This window comes from Salinarimonas sp. (genome assembly GCF_046292825.1).
In the GTDB taxonomy this organism is placed as follows: domain Bacteria; phylum Pseudomonadota; class Alphaproteobacteria; order Rhizobiales; family Beijerinckiaceae; genus Salinarimonas.
Genome location: NZ_JBKBQG010000025.1, coordinates 54,308 through 68,678, shown reverse-complemented (window position 1 = coordinate 68,678; position 14,371 = coordinate 54,308). Strand labels below are relative to the sequence as shown.

The 14,371-nt window shown below is 70.7% G+C and carries 15 protein-coding genes; 11 read left to right on the top strand and 4 right to left on the bottom strand.

Features of this window, described 5'->3' with window-relative positions; all coding sequences use genetic code 11:
• The first annotated feature begins 465 nt into the window (after positions 1–465).
• The 6 genes from minC to ACK4UM_RS13285 all read left to right on the top strand — a co-directional run bounded on the left by minC (position 466) and on the right by ACK4UM_RS13285 (position 4,439).
• Positions 466–1,308: a septum site-determining protein MinC gene (minC, locus tag ACK4UM_RS13310; protein WP_409799796.1), complete on the top strand. Its 843-nt coding sequence runs from the start codon at positions 466–468 to the stop codon at positions 1,306–1,308.
• A 43-nt stretch (positions 1,309–1,351) separates the two neighbouring features.
• Positions 1,352–2,167 carry a septum site-determining protein MinD gene (minD, locus tag ACK4UM_RS13305; protein WP_409799793.1) on the top strand — a complete coding sequence of 272 codons (816 nt, stop codon included), beginning with the start codon at positions 1,352–1,354 and terminating at the stop codon, positions 2,165–2,167.
• Positions 2,164–2,436, top strand: a complete 273-nt coding sequence (gene minE, locus ACK4UM_RS13300) for a cell division topological specificity factor MinE (protein ID WP_409799791.1) — start codon at positions 2,164–2,166, stop codon at positions 2,434–2,436. The genes minD and minE overlap by 4 nt, the downstream gene beginning before the upstream one ends.
• Before the next feature lie 116 nt (positions 2,437–2,552).
• Positions 2,553–3,533, top strand: coding sequence for an MDR family oxidoreductase (locus ACK4UM_RS13295; RefSeq protein ID WP_409799789.1), 981 nt, complete (start codon positions 2,553–2,555; stop codon positions 3,531–3,533).
• Between the two features lie 105 nt (positions 3,534–3,638).
• Positions 3,639–4,139, top strand: a complete 501-nt coding sequence (locus tag ACK4UM_RS13290; protein ID WP_409799786.1) for a universal stress protein — start codon at positions 3,639–3,641, stop codon at positions 4,137–4,139.
• Positions 4,140–4,232: 93 nt separating this feature from the next.
• Entirely contained in the window at positions 4,233–4,439 is a 207-nt protein-coding gene (locus tag ACK4UM_RS13285; protein ID WP_409799784.1) for a hypothetical protein, read from the top strand.
• Positions 4,440–4,468: 29 nt separating this feature from the next.
• Here ACK4UM_RS13285 and ACK4UM_RS13280 read toward each other — a convergent pair whose 3' ends face one another.
• Positions 4,469–4,768 (bottom strand): hypothetical protein, encoded by a 300-nt coding sequence (locus ACK4UM_RS13280; protein WP_409799782.1) that lies wholly within the window; start codon positions 4,766–4,768, stop codon positions 4,469–4,471.
• Between the two features lie 301 nt (positions 4,769–5,069).
• Between ACK4UM_RS13280 and ACK4UM_RS13275 the strand changes: the two genes are divergently transcribed.
• The 4 genes from ACK4UM_RS13275 (at position 5,070) to ACK4UM_RS13260 (ending at position 9,585) form a co-directional block, all read left to right on the top strand.
• Positions 5,070–6,233, top strand: coding sequence for an isobutyryl-CoA dehydrogenase (locus ACK4UM_RS13275; protein ID WP_409799779.1), 1,164 nt, complete (start codon positions 5,070–5,072; stop codon positions 6,231–6,233).
• Between the two features lie 258 nt (positions 6,234–6,491).
• The gene (locus ACK4UM_RS13270; protein WP_409799776.1) at positions 6,492–7,142 is read left to right on the top strand and encodes a shikimate kinase; all 651 of its coding nucleotides are present in this window, start codon (positions 6,492–6,494) and stop codon (positions 7,140–7,142) included.
• The gene (gene aroB / locus ACK4UM_RS13265; protein WP_409799773.1) at positions 7,139–8,275 is read left to right on the top strand and encodes a 3-dehydroquinate synthase; all 1,137 of its coding nucleotides are present in this window, start codon (positions 7,139–7,141) and stop codon (positions 8,273–8,275) included. The genes ACK4UM_RS13270 and aroB overlap by 4 nt, the downstream gene beginning before the upstream one ends.
• 17 nt (positions 8,276–8,292) lie before the next feature.
• Positions 8,293–9,585, top strand: coding sequence for an HlyC/CorC family transporter (locus ACK4UM_RS13260; protein ID WP_409799771.1), 1,293 nt, complete (start codon positions 8,293–8,295; stop codon positions 9,583–9,585).
• 96 nt (positions 9,586–9,681) lie between these two features.
• Here the strand turns inward: ACK4UM_RS13260 and ACK4UM_RS13255 are convergent, their stop codons facing one another.
• Positions 9,682–10,590, bottom strand: a complete 909-nt coding sequence (locus ACK4UM_RS13255; RefSeq protein ID WP_409799768.1) for a LysR family transcriptional regulator — start codon at positions 10,588–10,590, stop codon at positions 9,682–9,684.
• A 206-nt stretch (positions 10,591–10,796) separates the two neighbouring features.
• Here ACK4UM_RS13255 and ACK4UM_RS13250 point away from each other — a divergent pair, with 206 nt between their 5' ends.
• Positions 10,797–12,293, top strand: a complete 1,497-nt coding sequence (locus tag ACK4UM_RS13250; RefSeq protein WP_409799765.1) for a CoA-acylating methylmalonate-semialdehyde dehydrogenase — start codon at positions 10,797–10,799, stop codon at positions 12,291–12,293.
• A 157-nt stretch (positions 12,294–12,450) separates the two neighbouring features.
• On the opposite strand, the gene hisD is transcribed toward ACK4UM_RS13250, so the two are convergent.
• Together hisD and ACK4UM_RS13240 are read right to left on the bottom strand one after the other, a co-directional pair.
• A complete protein-coding gene (hisD, locus tag ACK4UM_RS13245) occupies positions 12,451–13,743 on the bottom strand; it encodes a histidinol dehydrogenase (RefSeq protein ID WP_409799762.1) in 1,293 nt (430 codons plus the stop codon).
• Positions 13,743–14,219 carry a DUF2948 family protein gene (locus tag ACK4UM_RS13240; protein ID WP_409799759.1) on the bottom strand — a complete coding sequence of 159 codons (477 nt, stop codon included), beginning with the start codon at positions 14,217–14,219 and terminating at the stop codon, positions 13,743–13,745. The genes hisD and ACK4UM_RS13240 overlap by 1 nt, the downstream gene beginning before the upstream one ends.
• Between the last annotated feature and the right edge of the window lie 152 nt (positions 14,220–14,371).

The window sequence follows — 14,371 nt, the reverse complement described above, 5'->3', positions numbered from 1 at the left end:
CTTCGACCCTTCGGGTCGAACGACCCCATCCGTCTCCGACCCCTGTTCGGGGTCGGAGCCACCTTCCCCTGAGGGGAAGGAGAACGGCCGCACCGTTTTCGTCGAACGCATGCACGAACGCCGATGTGCGTACTCGGTAGGGCAGGGTGGCCTGCGAGCCGAAGGCGACGCAGGTCGGGTGGGGCACGACGCCTGCGGGATGATCTCCACCCGGGCCCCGCCCGGCCTTTCTCGCTCGCGCTCGAAAGGCCACGCTCCCCTCCGGGGAGGGATGGGGCGCTGCGAATCACCCGCGTCGGCCCCTTCCTCGTCCGGTCCAGGCGCACCCGTCACGGCCGCCGAAATGCAACCATGACCATACGTCACTCGCATGCCCGGCAAAAGTTGCCGATCCCATTGCGCGAATTAACCCCCCATTAACCACGTCCCTTTCAGATCGGGCGCATCACAGTGAGATCCGCCCCGATGAACGCAGTCACCTCGTCCCCGACCAAGTCCGCCATCCGTTTCCGCGGTCGCTCCTTCGTCGCGCTGGCGCTCGCGCCGGAGCTGCCGTTCGAGGACTGGCTCGAGCGCCTCGACGCGCTCGCCGACAAGTCGCCGGGCTTCTTCCTGGGACGGCCGATCATCCTCGATCTGAACGGGCTCTCGATCTCGCGCGACGAGCTCGCGCGGCTCGTCGAGCTCCTCGGCGAGCGCGGCGTGCGAATCATGGGCGTCGAAGGCTCGAAGCCCTCCATGCTCGGCCCCGGCCTGCCGCCGGAGATGCGCGGCGGCCGGCCCGCCGCCGAGATCGACCCCGCCGCCGAGGCCGCCCGCGCGGTCGAGGCCGCCGCCGTCGCGGCGCCGGACGCCGCGACGAAGGACGCGTCCGGCGAGGCCAAGGGCAAGGCGAAGGCCAAGGGCAAGGCGGACGGCAAGGAGACGGGCGAGAGTGGGGCGGCCCAGAGCGTCGCCGCGCCCGCCGCCCCCGCGCCCATGCCCTCGCTGATCATCGAGGAGCCGGTGCGCTCGGGCCAGTCGATCGTCTTCGTCGAGGGCGACGTCACCGTGCTCGGATCGGTCGCCTCGGGCGCCGAGATCGTCGCGGGCGGCTCGATCCACGTCTACGGCGCCCTGCGCGGCCGGGCGCTCGCGGGCGCCGCCGGCAACGGGCAGGCGCGAATCTTCTGCCGCAAGCTCGAAGCCGAGCTCGTGGCGATCGACGGCCTCTACAAGACGGCCGAGGACATGCAGTCGGAGCTGCGCGGCAAGGCCGCTCAGGTCTGGCTCGAAGGCGATGCGATGCGAATCGCCGCGATCGGCTGACAAGAGCCGGCGCGTGCGTGGGGGCAACAGGAGGATGAGAGCGATGGCCAAGGTTCTGGTCGTGACTTCCGGTAAGGGGGGCGTCGGCAAGACGACCTCGACGGCCGCGCTCGGCGCGGCCCTCGCGCGCGGCGGCAAGAACGTCGTCGTGGTCGACTTCGACGTCGGCCTGCGCAATCTCGATCTGGTCATGGGGGCCGAGCGCCGCGTGGTGTTCGACCTCATCAACGTGGTGCAGGGCGACGCCAAGCTCGCCCAGGCGCTGATCCGCGACAAGAGGTGCGACACGCTCCACCTCCTGCCCGCCTCCCAGACCCGCGACAAGGACAACCTCACCCAGGAGGGCGTCGCCAAGGTCATGGACGAGCTTCGCGAGAAGTTCGACTGGGTGATCTGCGACAGCCCCGCCGGCATCGAGCGCGGCGCGACGCTCGCGATGCGCCATGCGGATGCGGCGATCGTGGTGACCAATCCGGAGGTCTCCTCGGTTCGCGATTCGGACCGGATCATCGGCCTCCTCGATTCGAAGACCGAGAAGGCCGAGCGCGGCGAGCGGATGGAGAAGCACCTGCTTCTGACCCGCTACGACCCCATCCGCGCCGAGCGCGGCGACATGCTCAAGGTCGACGACGTGCTCGAGATCCTCTCGATCCCGCTCGTGGGCATCATTCCCGAGAGCCAGGACGTGCTGCGCGCCTCCAATCTCGGCAGCCCGGTCACGCTGTGCGAGCCGGATTCGGCGCCCGCCCGCGCCTATTTCGACGCCGCGCGCCGGCTCGAGGGCGAGACCCTCGCCATGACCGTTCCCGCAGAGAAGAAGAGCTTCTTCGGGAAGCTCTTCGGAAGGAGGGCCGCATGAGCCTGTTCAGCCTCTTCACCCGGCGCAATTCCGCGCCGGTGGCGCGGGAGCGCCTCCAGGTGCTCCTCGCCCACGAACGCGCCGTGATCGGCCAATCGGACCTCGTCGCGATCCTGCGCGAGGAGATCCTCGCCGTCATCGCAAAGCACGTGCCGGTCGAGCGCGACAAGGTCCGCGTCAAGATGGACCGCGGCGATTCGGTCTCGCTGCTCGAGGTCGACATCGAGCTGCCCGAGCTGCCGAAGGACCTCAAGAAGCAGGTCGCGTGAGGAGCGCGCGGGGCGGCACGCCCGCCCCGCCGCCGACGCTTTCGGAAGCGCCCTCTTGCCCGGCGCCCCGCCCTCGTGTGAACTCGCCGACGGACGAGCCGAGCGGGGAGGGCGCCATGCGGGCGATCGTGATCACCAAGGCGGAGGACGGCACGCGGGCCGCCCTGACGGACTTCCCCGAATCGGAGCTGATGGAGGGGGACGTCGTCCTGCGCGTGTCCCATTCCACGCTGAACTACAAGGACGGGCTCGCGCTCACGGGCCGCGCGCCCGTCGTGCGCCGCTTCCCCATGATCGCCGGCATCGACGCGGCGGGGATCGTCGAGCGCTCCGACCATCCGCGCTGGAAGCCGGGCGATGCCGTCGTCCTCACCGGCTGGGGCGTCGGCGAGACGCATCTCGGCGCCTATGCCGAGCGCATGCGGGTCTCGGGCGATTGGCTCGTCGCGCTGCCCGAGGGCATGAGTCCCGCCCGCGCCATGGCCGTCGGCACCGCGGGGCTGACCGCCATGCTCTGCCTCCTCGCGCTCGAACGCCACGGGCTCGCGCCCGCTGCCGGGCCGGCTCTGGTGACGGGCGCGGCGGGCGGCGTCGGCTCTGTCGCCGTCGCGCTCCTGGCGGCGGCGGGCTGGCAGGTGATCGCCGCGAGCGGGCGCGCGGAGGAGGAAGCCGATTATCTCGCCCGCCTCGGGGCCGCGCAGACGATCCCGCGCGCCGAGCTCGAGGGGCCGGCGAAGCCCCTCGCCAAGGCGCGCTGGGCGGCTGCGATCGACACCGTCGGCGGAGCCGTTCTCGCCAACGTCCTCTCGATGACGAGCCCGGACGGCGCCGTCGCCGCCTGCGGCAATGCCGCGGGCATGGACCTGCCGACCTCGGTGGCGCCCTTCATCCTGCGCGGCGTCGCGCTTCTCGGCGTCAACTCGGTGCCCGCGCCGATCCCGCTGCGCGAGCAGGCGTGGGCGCGGCTCGCCCGCGATCTCGACCCCGCGATCCTCGACGCGATGACCCGCACGATCCCGCTCGACGCCGCGATCGACGAGGCGCAGGCGATCCTCGCGGGACGCGTGCGGGGGCGAACGGTGGTGGAGATCGGCTGAGGACGCTGCCGCGACGCTTGCCCTCCACCTCGTGCGGCGGCAGCATCGCGTCCGACGCAACCCCCGAAGGCCCCGATCGAGGCCGGCTCGCAGAGAGGCTCGGTAATGCCCTATTCCCGACGACGCTCCTACGAGGCGGGCCACCGCCCCAAATTCCTGGTCTTCGTCGACGAGACGCCGGAATGCGCGCGCGCGGTGCGATTCGCCGCCCGCCGCGTCGCGCGCCTCGGCGCCAAGCTCGTGATGCTCGCCGTCTCCGACATGCCCGACGGCTTCGAATGGCTCGGCGTCGGCGACGTGATGCGCGCGGAGGCCGAGGACGAGGCGGAGGAGCAGCTCGAGGCCGCCGCCACCCTCGCCCGCGAGGCGGCGGGCGTCGAGCCGGAGCGAATCGCCCGCGTGGGCAACAAGCAGGAGGAGATCCTCAAGCTCATCGACGAGGACGAGGACATCTCCTTCCTCGTCCTCGCCGCCGGCACCTCGAGCGAGGGCCCCGGCCCGCTCGTCTCGACGCTCGCGGGCGTCGCCGCGAGCACCTTTCCCGTGCCCGTGGTCATCGTGCCGGGCGTCCTCTCGGACGAGGACATCGACGCGCTCGCGGGCTGAGCCGAGAGGCCGCGCTCGGGAACCCGCCTTGCCGCGACCGGTTCACCGGGAGGCAGCCGGCGCGAGGCCGGCGAGGAACGGCAGGAGTCCGGCATGTCGAACAAGCATCCGAAGACGCGCGCGCCCACCGATCGCGACCTGAAGAGCGATCCCGGCATCGGCCGCTCGAAGGGCCAGTACCGGCAGGGCACGAGCGGCCTGCCGATCCAAGGAGAGAACACCTTCGAGGGCGACGTCATGAACGATGCCGACCGCACCGGCGGCGTCGATCCTCGGACGACCGGGCGCACCAATCCCTGAGGCCGGCGCGGCTCGACGCCTCGCCGCGTCTACAATTTCCCGCGCAGGAGTAGCGGCCCGTCGAGGAGCGCGGGACGTGTCGCGGCCGGGGGGCGCAGGCGCGCTGCCGTCCCCTCGCCGCTCATCGCCTGCGGTGCGAACAGAGCCGGATCGGCCTCCGCGGCGCGGCTCGGCGGAAAAACGGCGCGCGAGACCGCCGTGAGGACGGGCGAGAAGGCGGAGGACAGATCGAAAGCGCCGCCCTCCGCGGCGGCGGGCGGGGGCACGAGCAGGCTCGCGGAAAGGCTCGCGAGCAGCACGGCCGCGCCGAACCTCCCCCGTCGCCTCATCGTCGCCCTCGCTCGGCCATGGGTGATGCCAGGAAATTGCGCAATCGAGCGTGGCGGCATCTTGCCCGCATCGCCGATTCGCGGCGCCTCGTCGTAAGTTCGACTGTACTCCGTCTCGCCGCGCGCCGAAAGAGGGCGACCGAAACCGCGCAGGCGCCGCCGCTTACTTCCCCGACCTTAAGGAAGCGCCGCGCGCGAGAAATTGCGTCTCCCGGCTCCCTTGCGCGGCGCCGCGGCTTCCGCATGATCGGCGACGAGCCGCCGAGACGAGAGCGCGCGAGAGGAAGCGAGCACGCCCACCATGACGATCCCGCACACGACGACGCCGCTCTTCGGCCTGACCGAGGACCACCTCGCCATCCGCGACATGGCCCGCGCCTTCGCGCAGGAGAAGCTCGCGCCGCACGCGGTGCGCTGGGACGAGGAGAAGCATTTCCCGCTCGACGTGATGCGCGAGGCGGCCGCGCTCGGCATGGGCGGGGTGTACATCTCCGAGGACGTCGGCGGCTCGGGGCTGGGGCGGCTCGACGCGGCCCTCATCTTCGAAGCGCTCGCGACCGGCTGCCCGACCGTTTCGGCCTTCGTCTCGATCCACAACATGGCCGCCTGGATGATCGATTCCTACGGCTCCGACGAGCAGCGCCGCAAATGGCTGCCGGGCCTGTGCGCGATGGATCTCGTGGCGAGCTATTGCCTCACCGAGCCCGGCGCCGGCTCGGACGCCGCCGCGCTCAAGACGCGCGCCCGGCGCGAGGGCGATGTCTACGTCGTCGACGGCGTCAAGCAATTCATCTCGGGCGCCGGCGCCTCCGACCTCTACGTCACCATGGTGCGCACCGGCGAGGAGGGGGCGGGCGGGGTCTCGACGCTCGTGATCGAGCGCGACACGCCCGGCCTCTCCTTCGGCGCGCAGGAGAAGAAGATGGGCTGGAACGCGCAGCCCACCGCCCAGGTGATCCTGGAGGGCGCGCGCGTGCCGGTCGCCAATCGGCTCGGACCCGAGGGCATCGGCTTCAAGATCGCCATGGCGGGCCTCGACGGCGGCCGGCTCAATATCGGCGCCTGCTCGCTCGGCGGGGCGCAGGCCGCGCTCGACAAGGCGCTCGCCTATGCCCGCGAGCGCACCGCCTTCGGCAAGACCCTGAGCCAGTTCCAGGCGCTGCAATTCAAGCTCGCCGACATGGCGAGCGAGCTCGAGGCCGCGCGCACCTTCCTCTGGCGCGCCGCCGCCGCGCTCGACGCGAAGACGCCCGAGGCGACGACCTTGTGCGCCATGGCCAAGCGCATCGCCACCGACCGCGGCTTCGAGATCGCCAACGAGGCCCTCCAGATCCACGGCGGCTACGGCTACCTCGCCGATTACGGCATCGAGAAGATCGTCCGCGACTTGAGGGTGCACCAGATCCTGGAAGGGACGAACGAGATCATGCGGGTGATCGTGGCGCGGGCGTTGATCGGGCGGTGAGGGGGAGGAGTGACGGGCGCTCCACAGGGGAGCGCCCGCGATCTCCGAAAGCGATGGGGCCTGCAACGGAACCCCACAAAGCGCTCCCGTCCCGAGAGACGGTGCTACGGCCAGCAGAATATCACCGTGTCGCGCTTCCGGTATCGCCTACGCCGCGCAGACGTCGACGACGACGAAACATACCACGTCGCGATTCGCACGTGAATCCCCAATCCCACCCGCGATGACAGCCGCCGCCAGCGATGCTATTCCAGCCTGATGAGCGAGCGGTCGGGCAGGGTCGAGACGGGCGGGGCGGCGGACGGGGCGGCGCAGCCGGGCGCGGAGGGGCGCGTGCGGGAGCGGCTCGGCGAGCGGCCGGTCGTGCTCGTCGGCCTGATGGGCGCGGGCAAGAGCACGGTCGGCCGCCGGCTCGCAAGCCGGCTCGGCCTGCCCTTCCGCGATGCGGACAGCGAGATCGAGGACGCGGCCGGCATGTCGATCGCCGACATCTTCGCGACCTTCGGCGAGCCCTACTTTCGCGACGGCGAGCGCCGCGTCATCGACCGCCTCCTGCACGCGGGCGCGATGGTGCTCGCCACCGGCGGCGGCGCCTACATGGACGCGCAGACGCGCGCCGCGATCGCGCAGGCCGGCATCTCGGTCTGGCTCGAGGCCGATCTCGACACGCTAATGCGGCGCGTGCGCAAGCGCCCGACCCGGCCGCTCCTCCAGAACCCGGACCCCGAGGGCACGATGCGGCGGCTGATGGACGAGCGCTATCCCGTCTACGCGCTCGCCGATCTGAGGGTCGTCAGCCGCGACGGAACCCATGGCGAGGTGGTCGACGCGATCGTCGCCGCGCTCGACGCGCATCTGGCGCATGCGGACGAAGAGGCGGTCGCGACATCGAGAGAGGGCGGGCGATGAGCACGATCGAGCCACGACGGGAGAGCGTTCACGTCGCGCTCGGCGAGCGCTCCTACGAGATCCTGATCGGCCGCGGCGTCTCGCAGGAGGCCGGCGCGCGCGCCCGCGCGCTCGGCGCGCGCGCGGTGGCGATCGTCACCGACGAGAATGTCGGCGCGCTGCATGCCGGGCCGATCCTCGCGAGCCTCGAGGCCGCGGGCCTTCGGACCGATCTCGTCACGGTGTCCCCCGGCGAGGGCGCGAAGAGCTGGCGCGTGCTCGAAGACGTCTGCGAGGGGCTGCTCGCGGCGCGCATCGAGCGGCGCGACCTCGTGCTGGCGCTCGGCGGCGGGGTCGTCGGCGATCTCGCGGGCTTTGCCGCGGCGATCGTGCGGCGCGGCATGCGCTTCGTGCAGGTGCCGACCAGCCTCCTCGCGCAGGTCGATTCGTCGGTCGGCGGCAAGACCGGCATCAATTCGCCCCACGGCAAGAACCTGATCGGCACCTTCTACCAGCCGAGCCTCGTCCTCGCCGACACGGCGCTCCTCGACACGCTGCCCGCGCGCGAGGCCCGGGCCGGCTATGCGGAAGTGGTGAAATACGGCCTCATCGACGATCCCGCCTTCTTCGCCTGGTGCGAGGAGAACGGCGCGCAGGTGCTCGCCGGAGGCCCGGCGCGCGAGCACGCGGTCGCCGTCTCCTGCCGCGCCAAGGCGGCGATCGTCGCGCGCGACGAGCGCGAGGAGGGCGACCGCGCGCTCCTCAATCTCGGCCACACCTTCGCGCATGCGCTGGAGCGCCTCGCCCGCTACGACGCCGCGCGCCTCGTCCACGGCGAGGCGGTGGGTATCGGGCTCGCGCTCGCCTTCCGCTTCTCCGCGCGGCTGAACCTGTGTCCGCCCGACGATGCCGCGCGCGTCGCGCGTCATCTCGAGAGCGTGGGCCTGCCGACCCGCATCGCCGCGATCCCCGGCCTCGCGCCCGACGTCGACGGCCTGCTCGACGCCATGGCGCAGGACAAGAAGGTCGTCGCCGGCGCGCTCACCTTCATCCTCGCCCGCGGCATCGGCGCGAGCTTCATCGCGACGGGCGTCGCGGTCGAGGACGTGCGCGCGTTCCTCCTCGACGAGCTCGGCGCCCCCGCCTCCGCCTGAGAACCACGAGGAGCGACATGGACGGCATGCTCTGGATCGCGATCCCGGCTCTGATCGCCTGTTTCGTGCTCTCCGGCTTCTTCTCCGGCTCGGAGACGGCGCTGACCGCGTCCTCGCGGGCGCGCATGCACGCGCTCGAGAAGAGCGGCGACGGGCGCGCGGCCCTCGTCAACACGCTGCTCGCCACCCGCGAGCGGCTGATCGGCGGCATTCTGATCGGCAACAACCTCGTCAACACGCTCGCCGCCTCGCTGACGACGGGCATCCTCCTGTCGATCTTCGGCGAGGTGGGCATCGTCTACGCGACGATCGCGGTATCGGCCTTCGTGATCGTGTTCTCCGAGGTGCTGCCGAAGACGGTGGCGATCAACTTCCCCGATCGCGTCGCGCTGGCGGTCGCCAAGCCGATCTCCTGGATCGTCGCCCTCTTCGGCCCGCTGACGCTCGCCGTCGAGAAGTTCATCCGCGGGCTCCTGTCGCTCTTCGGCGTGCAGCTCGGCAAGACGCAGAACATCCTCTCGGCGACCGAGGAGCTGCGCGGGCAGGTGGACCTCCTCCACAAGGAGGGCGGCGTCGCCAAGGCCGAGCGCGACATGCTCGGCGGCCTCCTCGACCTGCGCGAGCTCGTGGTGGAGGACGTGATGGTCCACCGCACGCGCATGCGCATGATCGACGCGGACCTTCCGCCCGACGAGATCGTGCGCGAGGTCCTCACCTCGCCCCATACCCGCCTGCCGCTCTGGCGCGGGCGCCACGAGAACATCGTCGGCATCCTGCACGCGAAGGACCTCCTGCGCGCGCTCGACGCGGCCGGCGGGGAGGCGGGGCGGCTGAAGATCGACCAGATCGCGCTCGAGCCCTGGTTCGTGCCCGATCGCACGAGCCTGCGCGACCAATTGCGCGCCTTCCTCGTCAAGAAGACGCACTTCGCCCTCGTCGTCGACGAATACGGCGAGGTGCAGGGGCTCGTGACGCTCGAGGACATCCTCGAGGAGATCGTCGGCGACATCAAGGACGAGCACGATCTCTCGGTGTCGGGCGTGCGCGTTCAGCTCGACGGCTCGGTGAACGTCGACGGCTCGGTGCCGATCCGCGACCTCAACCGGGTGATGGACTGGAACCTGCCCGACGAGGAGGCCACCACCATCGCCGGCCTCGTCATCCACGAGGCGCAGCTCATCCCCGAGACGGGCCAGGCCTTCACCTTCCACGGCTTCCGCTTCCAGGTGCTGCGCAAGACGCGAAACCGCATCACCCTGCTGCGCATCACCCCCCTCGAGCGCCTCAAGCCGCGCCGCGCGGCGGAGTGAGGGAAGGGGGGGCGGAGATCGTCGGGGATGACACCGATGGAGCTCGCCCTGTCGGCGCCCCCCTTGACGACACATTCAGGATAGCGCCTCGACCGCTCAGGGCCGGTCCTCCGGCATGAAGTCGAGCCGCGCCGCCTTCACCTCGCGGACCAGGAAATCCATCGTCGCGCGGATGCGGGCGATGTCCTTCAGGTCGGCGTGGACGATCAGCCAATAGGAGCGCACGAAGCTCGTCGCCTCCGGCAGCACCTGGACGAGGCGCGGGTCCTGGGCGGCGACGTAGTAAGGCAGCACGCAGACCCCCACCCCGGCGAGCGCCGCCTGCATCTGGGTGACGAGCGAGGAGGAGGAGATCTTGGCGCGCAAGCCCTTGGCGACCTCGTCGAGATAGTCGAGCTCGGGCGTGAAGATGAGATCGTCGATATAGCCGATCACCGGATGCTCGTGCAGGTCCTCCGGGCGCGTGATCGGCTTGGCGCGGTCGAGATAGTCCTGCGTGGCGAAGACGCCGAGCTTGTAGTCCGTCAGCCGGCGGGCGACGATCTTGCCCTCTTTCGGCGGCGCGAGCGAGATCGCGATGTCCGCCTCGCGCTTCGACAGGGACAGGAGCCGCGGCATCGCGACGATCTGGAGCTCGAGATCGGGATATTGCTTGGCGAGATCGGCGGTGCGGGGGGCGAGGAACATGGTGCCGAAGCCGTCGGGCGCGCCGATGCGCACGGTGCCCGACAGCGCGAGATCGGCCCCGCCGATCTCGGAGGAGACCGCGAGCGCCTGCGTCTCGATCGCCTCCGCCTTGGCGAGGAGCCGCTCGCCGTGCTCGGTCAATGCGTATCCCTGCGGACGCCGCTCGAACAATTTCGCCTTGAGCGCATCCTCGAGCGCGGTAATCCTGCGCGACACGGTGGCGTGGTCGGCGCCCAGCCGGCGCGCGGCGACGGTGAGGCGGCCGACGCGCGCCACGGCGAGGAAGAAGCGCAGGTCGTCCCAATCGAAGCGACTCATGAACAGACTCCAAGCGGGTTTCCGAGAGCACGGAACCGCGGTACGGATCGGAGGCGCGCGGGGGAGACGCACCGGAGGCTTGCGGGGCTGCGCCGTTGACCCAAGGTCACGGGTATCGACGCACGTACTGGCTTCGAAATCTCCTATAGCTGTGCGCATATCGCAAATGATAACGCTATGATCTGAGAGCAAGGGAGGCGTGCACCATGCGCACGGTCGGGCATTTCATCGGTGGTCGCGAGGTCGAGGGATCGTCGGGGCGTTATGGCGACGTCTACGAGCCGATGACCGGGGAGGTGCGCGCCAAGGTCTCCCTCGCCACGCGCGACGAGGTCCGCGCCGCGGTCGAGAACGCCATCGAGGCGCAGGTCGCCTGGGGCGCCACGAACCCGCAGCGGCGCGCGCGCGTGTTCATGAAGTTCGTCGAGCTCCTCAACAAGAACATGGACGAGCTCGCCGACCTCCTCGCCCGCGAGCACGGCAAGACCATTCCCGACGCCAAGGGCGACATCCAGCGCGGCCTCGAGGTCTGCGAGTTCGTGATCGGCATCGCGCACCTGCAGAAGGGCGAGTTCACGGAGGGCGCGGGGCCGGGCATCGACATGTACTCGATGCGCCAGCCGCTCGGCGTGGTCGCGGGCATCACGCCGTTCAACTTCCCCGCCATGATCCCGATGTGGAAGTTCGCCCCCGCGATCGCCTGCGGCAATTCCTTCATCCTCAAGCCGTCCGAGCGCGACCCGGGCGTGCCGATGCGGCTTGCCGAACTGATGATGGAGGCGGGGCTGCCGGCCGGCGTGCTCAACGTCGTCAACGGCGACAAGGAGGCGGTCGACGCCATCCTCGACGATCCCGATATCCGGGCGGTGGGCTTCGTCGGCTCCTCCGACATCGCGCATTACGTCTATTCGCGCGCGGCGGCGACCGGCAAGCGCGCCCAGTGCTTCGGCGGCGCCAAGAACCACATGATCATCATGCCCGACGCCGATCTCGACCAGACGGTCGACGCGCTGATCGGCGCCGGCTACGGCTCGGCGGGCGAGCGCTGCATGGCGATCTCGGTCGCCGTCCCCGTCGGCCAGTCCACCGCCGACCGGCTGATGGAGAAGCTGATCCCGCGCGTCGAGAGCCTCAAGGTCGGCCCCTCGACCGATCCGTCCGCCGATTTCGGCCCGCTCGTGACGAAGGGCCACCTCGAGAAGGTGAAGGCCTATGTCGACGCGGGCGTCGCGGAGGGCGCCAAGCTCGTCGTCGACGGCCGCAACTTCTCGCTCCAGGGCTACGAGCGCGGCTTCTACATGGGCGGCTGCCTCTTCGACGAGGTGCGCCCCGACATGCGCATCTACAAGGAGGAGATCTTCGGCCCGGTCCTCTCGGTGGTGCGCGCCAAGGATTATGCCGAAGGCCTCGCGCTCGCCAACGACCACCAATACGGCAACGGCGTCGCGATCTTCACCCGAGACGGCGACGCCGCCCGCGATTTCGCCGCCAAGGTGAATGTCGGCATGGTCGGCATCAACGTGCCGATCCCGGTGCCGCTCGCCTATTACACCTTCGGCGGCTGGAAGCGCTCGGGCTTCGGCGACCTCAACCAGCACGGCCCGGACGCGATCCGCTTCTACACGAAGACCAAGACCGTCACCGCCCGCTGGCCTTCGGGGGTGAAGGACGGCGCGGAATTCGTGATCCCCACGATGAAGTGAGGGGGCAAAAATCCCTCCCCGTAGGGGAGGGTGGCCCCTGAGCGCAGCGAAGGGGTCGGGTGGGGCCCGAGGTTCGAAGCATATTCTCCACCCGGGCCCCACCCGGCCGGTCTCGCTTCGCTCGACCGTCCACCCTCCCCTCCGGGGAGGGATGAGCTCACCCCTTCAGCCGCACGGCGACCGACCGCGCGTGGCCGTCGAAGCCTTCCGCGTGGCCGAGCGCCATCGCGGCGGGGCCGAGCGCGGCGAGCGCGTCGGGCGTCAGCGAGAGGAGCGAGGTGCGCTTCATGAAGTCGAGGACGCCGAGCCCCGAGGAGAAGCGCGCCGAGCGGGCGGTGGGGAGGACGTGGTTGGGGCCGCCGACGTAATCGCCGATCGCCTCGGGCGTATGGGCGCCGAGGAAGATGGAGCCCGCATTGCGCACCTTGGCGGCGAGCGCCATCGGCTCGGCGGTCTCGATCTCGAGATGTTCCGGCGCGATCCGGTCGACGAGCGGCACCGCGTCGTCGAGCCGCTCGACGAGGATGATCGCGCCGTTGTCGCGCCAGCTCGCGGAGGCGATCTCGGCGCGGCTCATCTGCGCGAGCGCCCGGGCGATGGCGGGCTCGATCGCGTCGGCGAGGGCGGGCGAATCGGTGATCAGGATCGCTTGCGCGGCCGTGTCGTGCTCGGCCTGGGCGAGGAGGTCGGCGGCGACCCAGTCGGGATTGGCGTGCGCGTCGGCGAGGATCAGCACTTCGGAGGGGCCGGCGATCATATCGATGCCGACCTTGCCGAAGACCCGGCGCTTGGCCGCCGCGACATAGGCGTTGCCGGGGCCGACGATCTTCGCCACCGGCGCGATGGTGCGCGTGCCGTAGGCGAGCGCGGCCACCGCCTGGGCGCCGCCGATGCGATACACCTCGTCCACGCCCGCGATCTTGGCCGCGGCGAGGACGAGCGGGCTCACCTCGCCGCGTGGGGTCGGCACCACCATGACCACGCGATCGACGCCCGCGACGCGCGCGGGCACCGCATTCATCAGGACGGAGGACGGATAGCTCGCGAGCCCGCCCGGCACGTAGAGGCCGGCCGCCTCGATCGGCGTCCAGCGCCAGCCCATGGTGACGCCGAGCGCGTCGGTGGTGCGATGGTCGCCGGGCCGCTGGGCGGCGTGGTAGGTCTCGATGCGCTCCTTGGCGAGGCGCAGAGCCGCGATCGTCTCGCGATCGCAGGCGGCCTCGGCCGCGTCGAGTTCGGATCGCGTGATGCGCAGGCCATCGGCCGTGAGGTCCAGCCGATCGAAGCGCGACGTGTACTCGATCAGGGCGTCGTCGCCGCGGGCGATGACGTCGGCGATGATCGCGCGGGCGACGTCGTCGACCTCCTCGGAGACCTCCCGCTTCGAGGCGAGGAGATCGGAAAAGGCGCGCTCGAACCCGGCATCGCGCGCATCGAGCCGCAGCGCCATCAGCGACGCTCCGCCGTGCGGGCGGGCGCGGCGTCGGCCTCGATCTCCGCCTCGATCTCGTGGCAGGGACGGCTCTCGACCTCCCAGACCGGCCCCATGTCCTTCATCTGCGCCTCGATGCACTCGACCTCGAGCCGCAGCGCGCGATCCTCCGAGAAGATCAGCGTCACCGCGCCCGAGGGCGCGCTCGCCGGCTCGAAGGTGACCGCGAGGAGATTGAGGACCTGGTCCTTGCGGCTCTGGTCCATGTTCTTGCAGCGAACGGCGGTGACGTTGTCGAAATGCAGGCCCGTGAGGCGCCGCCGGGGCGGCTCGCCGAGGTCGCAGGTCCAGTCGAACCGCCGCGCGCACAGCGCGAAGCGCCGCTCCTTCGGGAGAAAGGCGAGGTCCTCGACCCGCAGGGCCGCATCCTGCAGATGGGCGGAGATGACGGCGAGGTCTTCCTCGTCGAAGGCGACGAGCTTGAGGAGGTCCATGGCGTGTCGTGCCGCTTGTCTGTTTCCGCAGGCCTTTACGTAGAGAGGCCGAGCGCGTCCTGCAACCGCCCCGCCACGCAAGCCGGCTGCGCGATCCGCACGCCTTCCCCAACGTCCCCCACCGCGCTAGAGGATCGGCGCCCCCTCCCGCG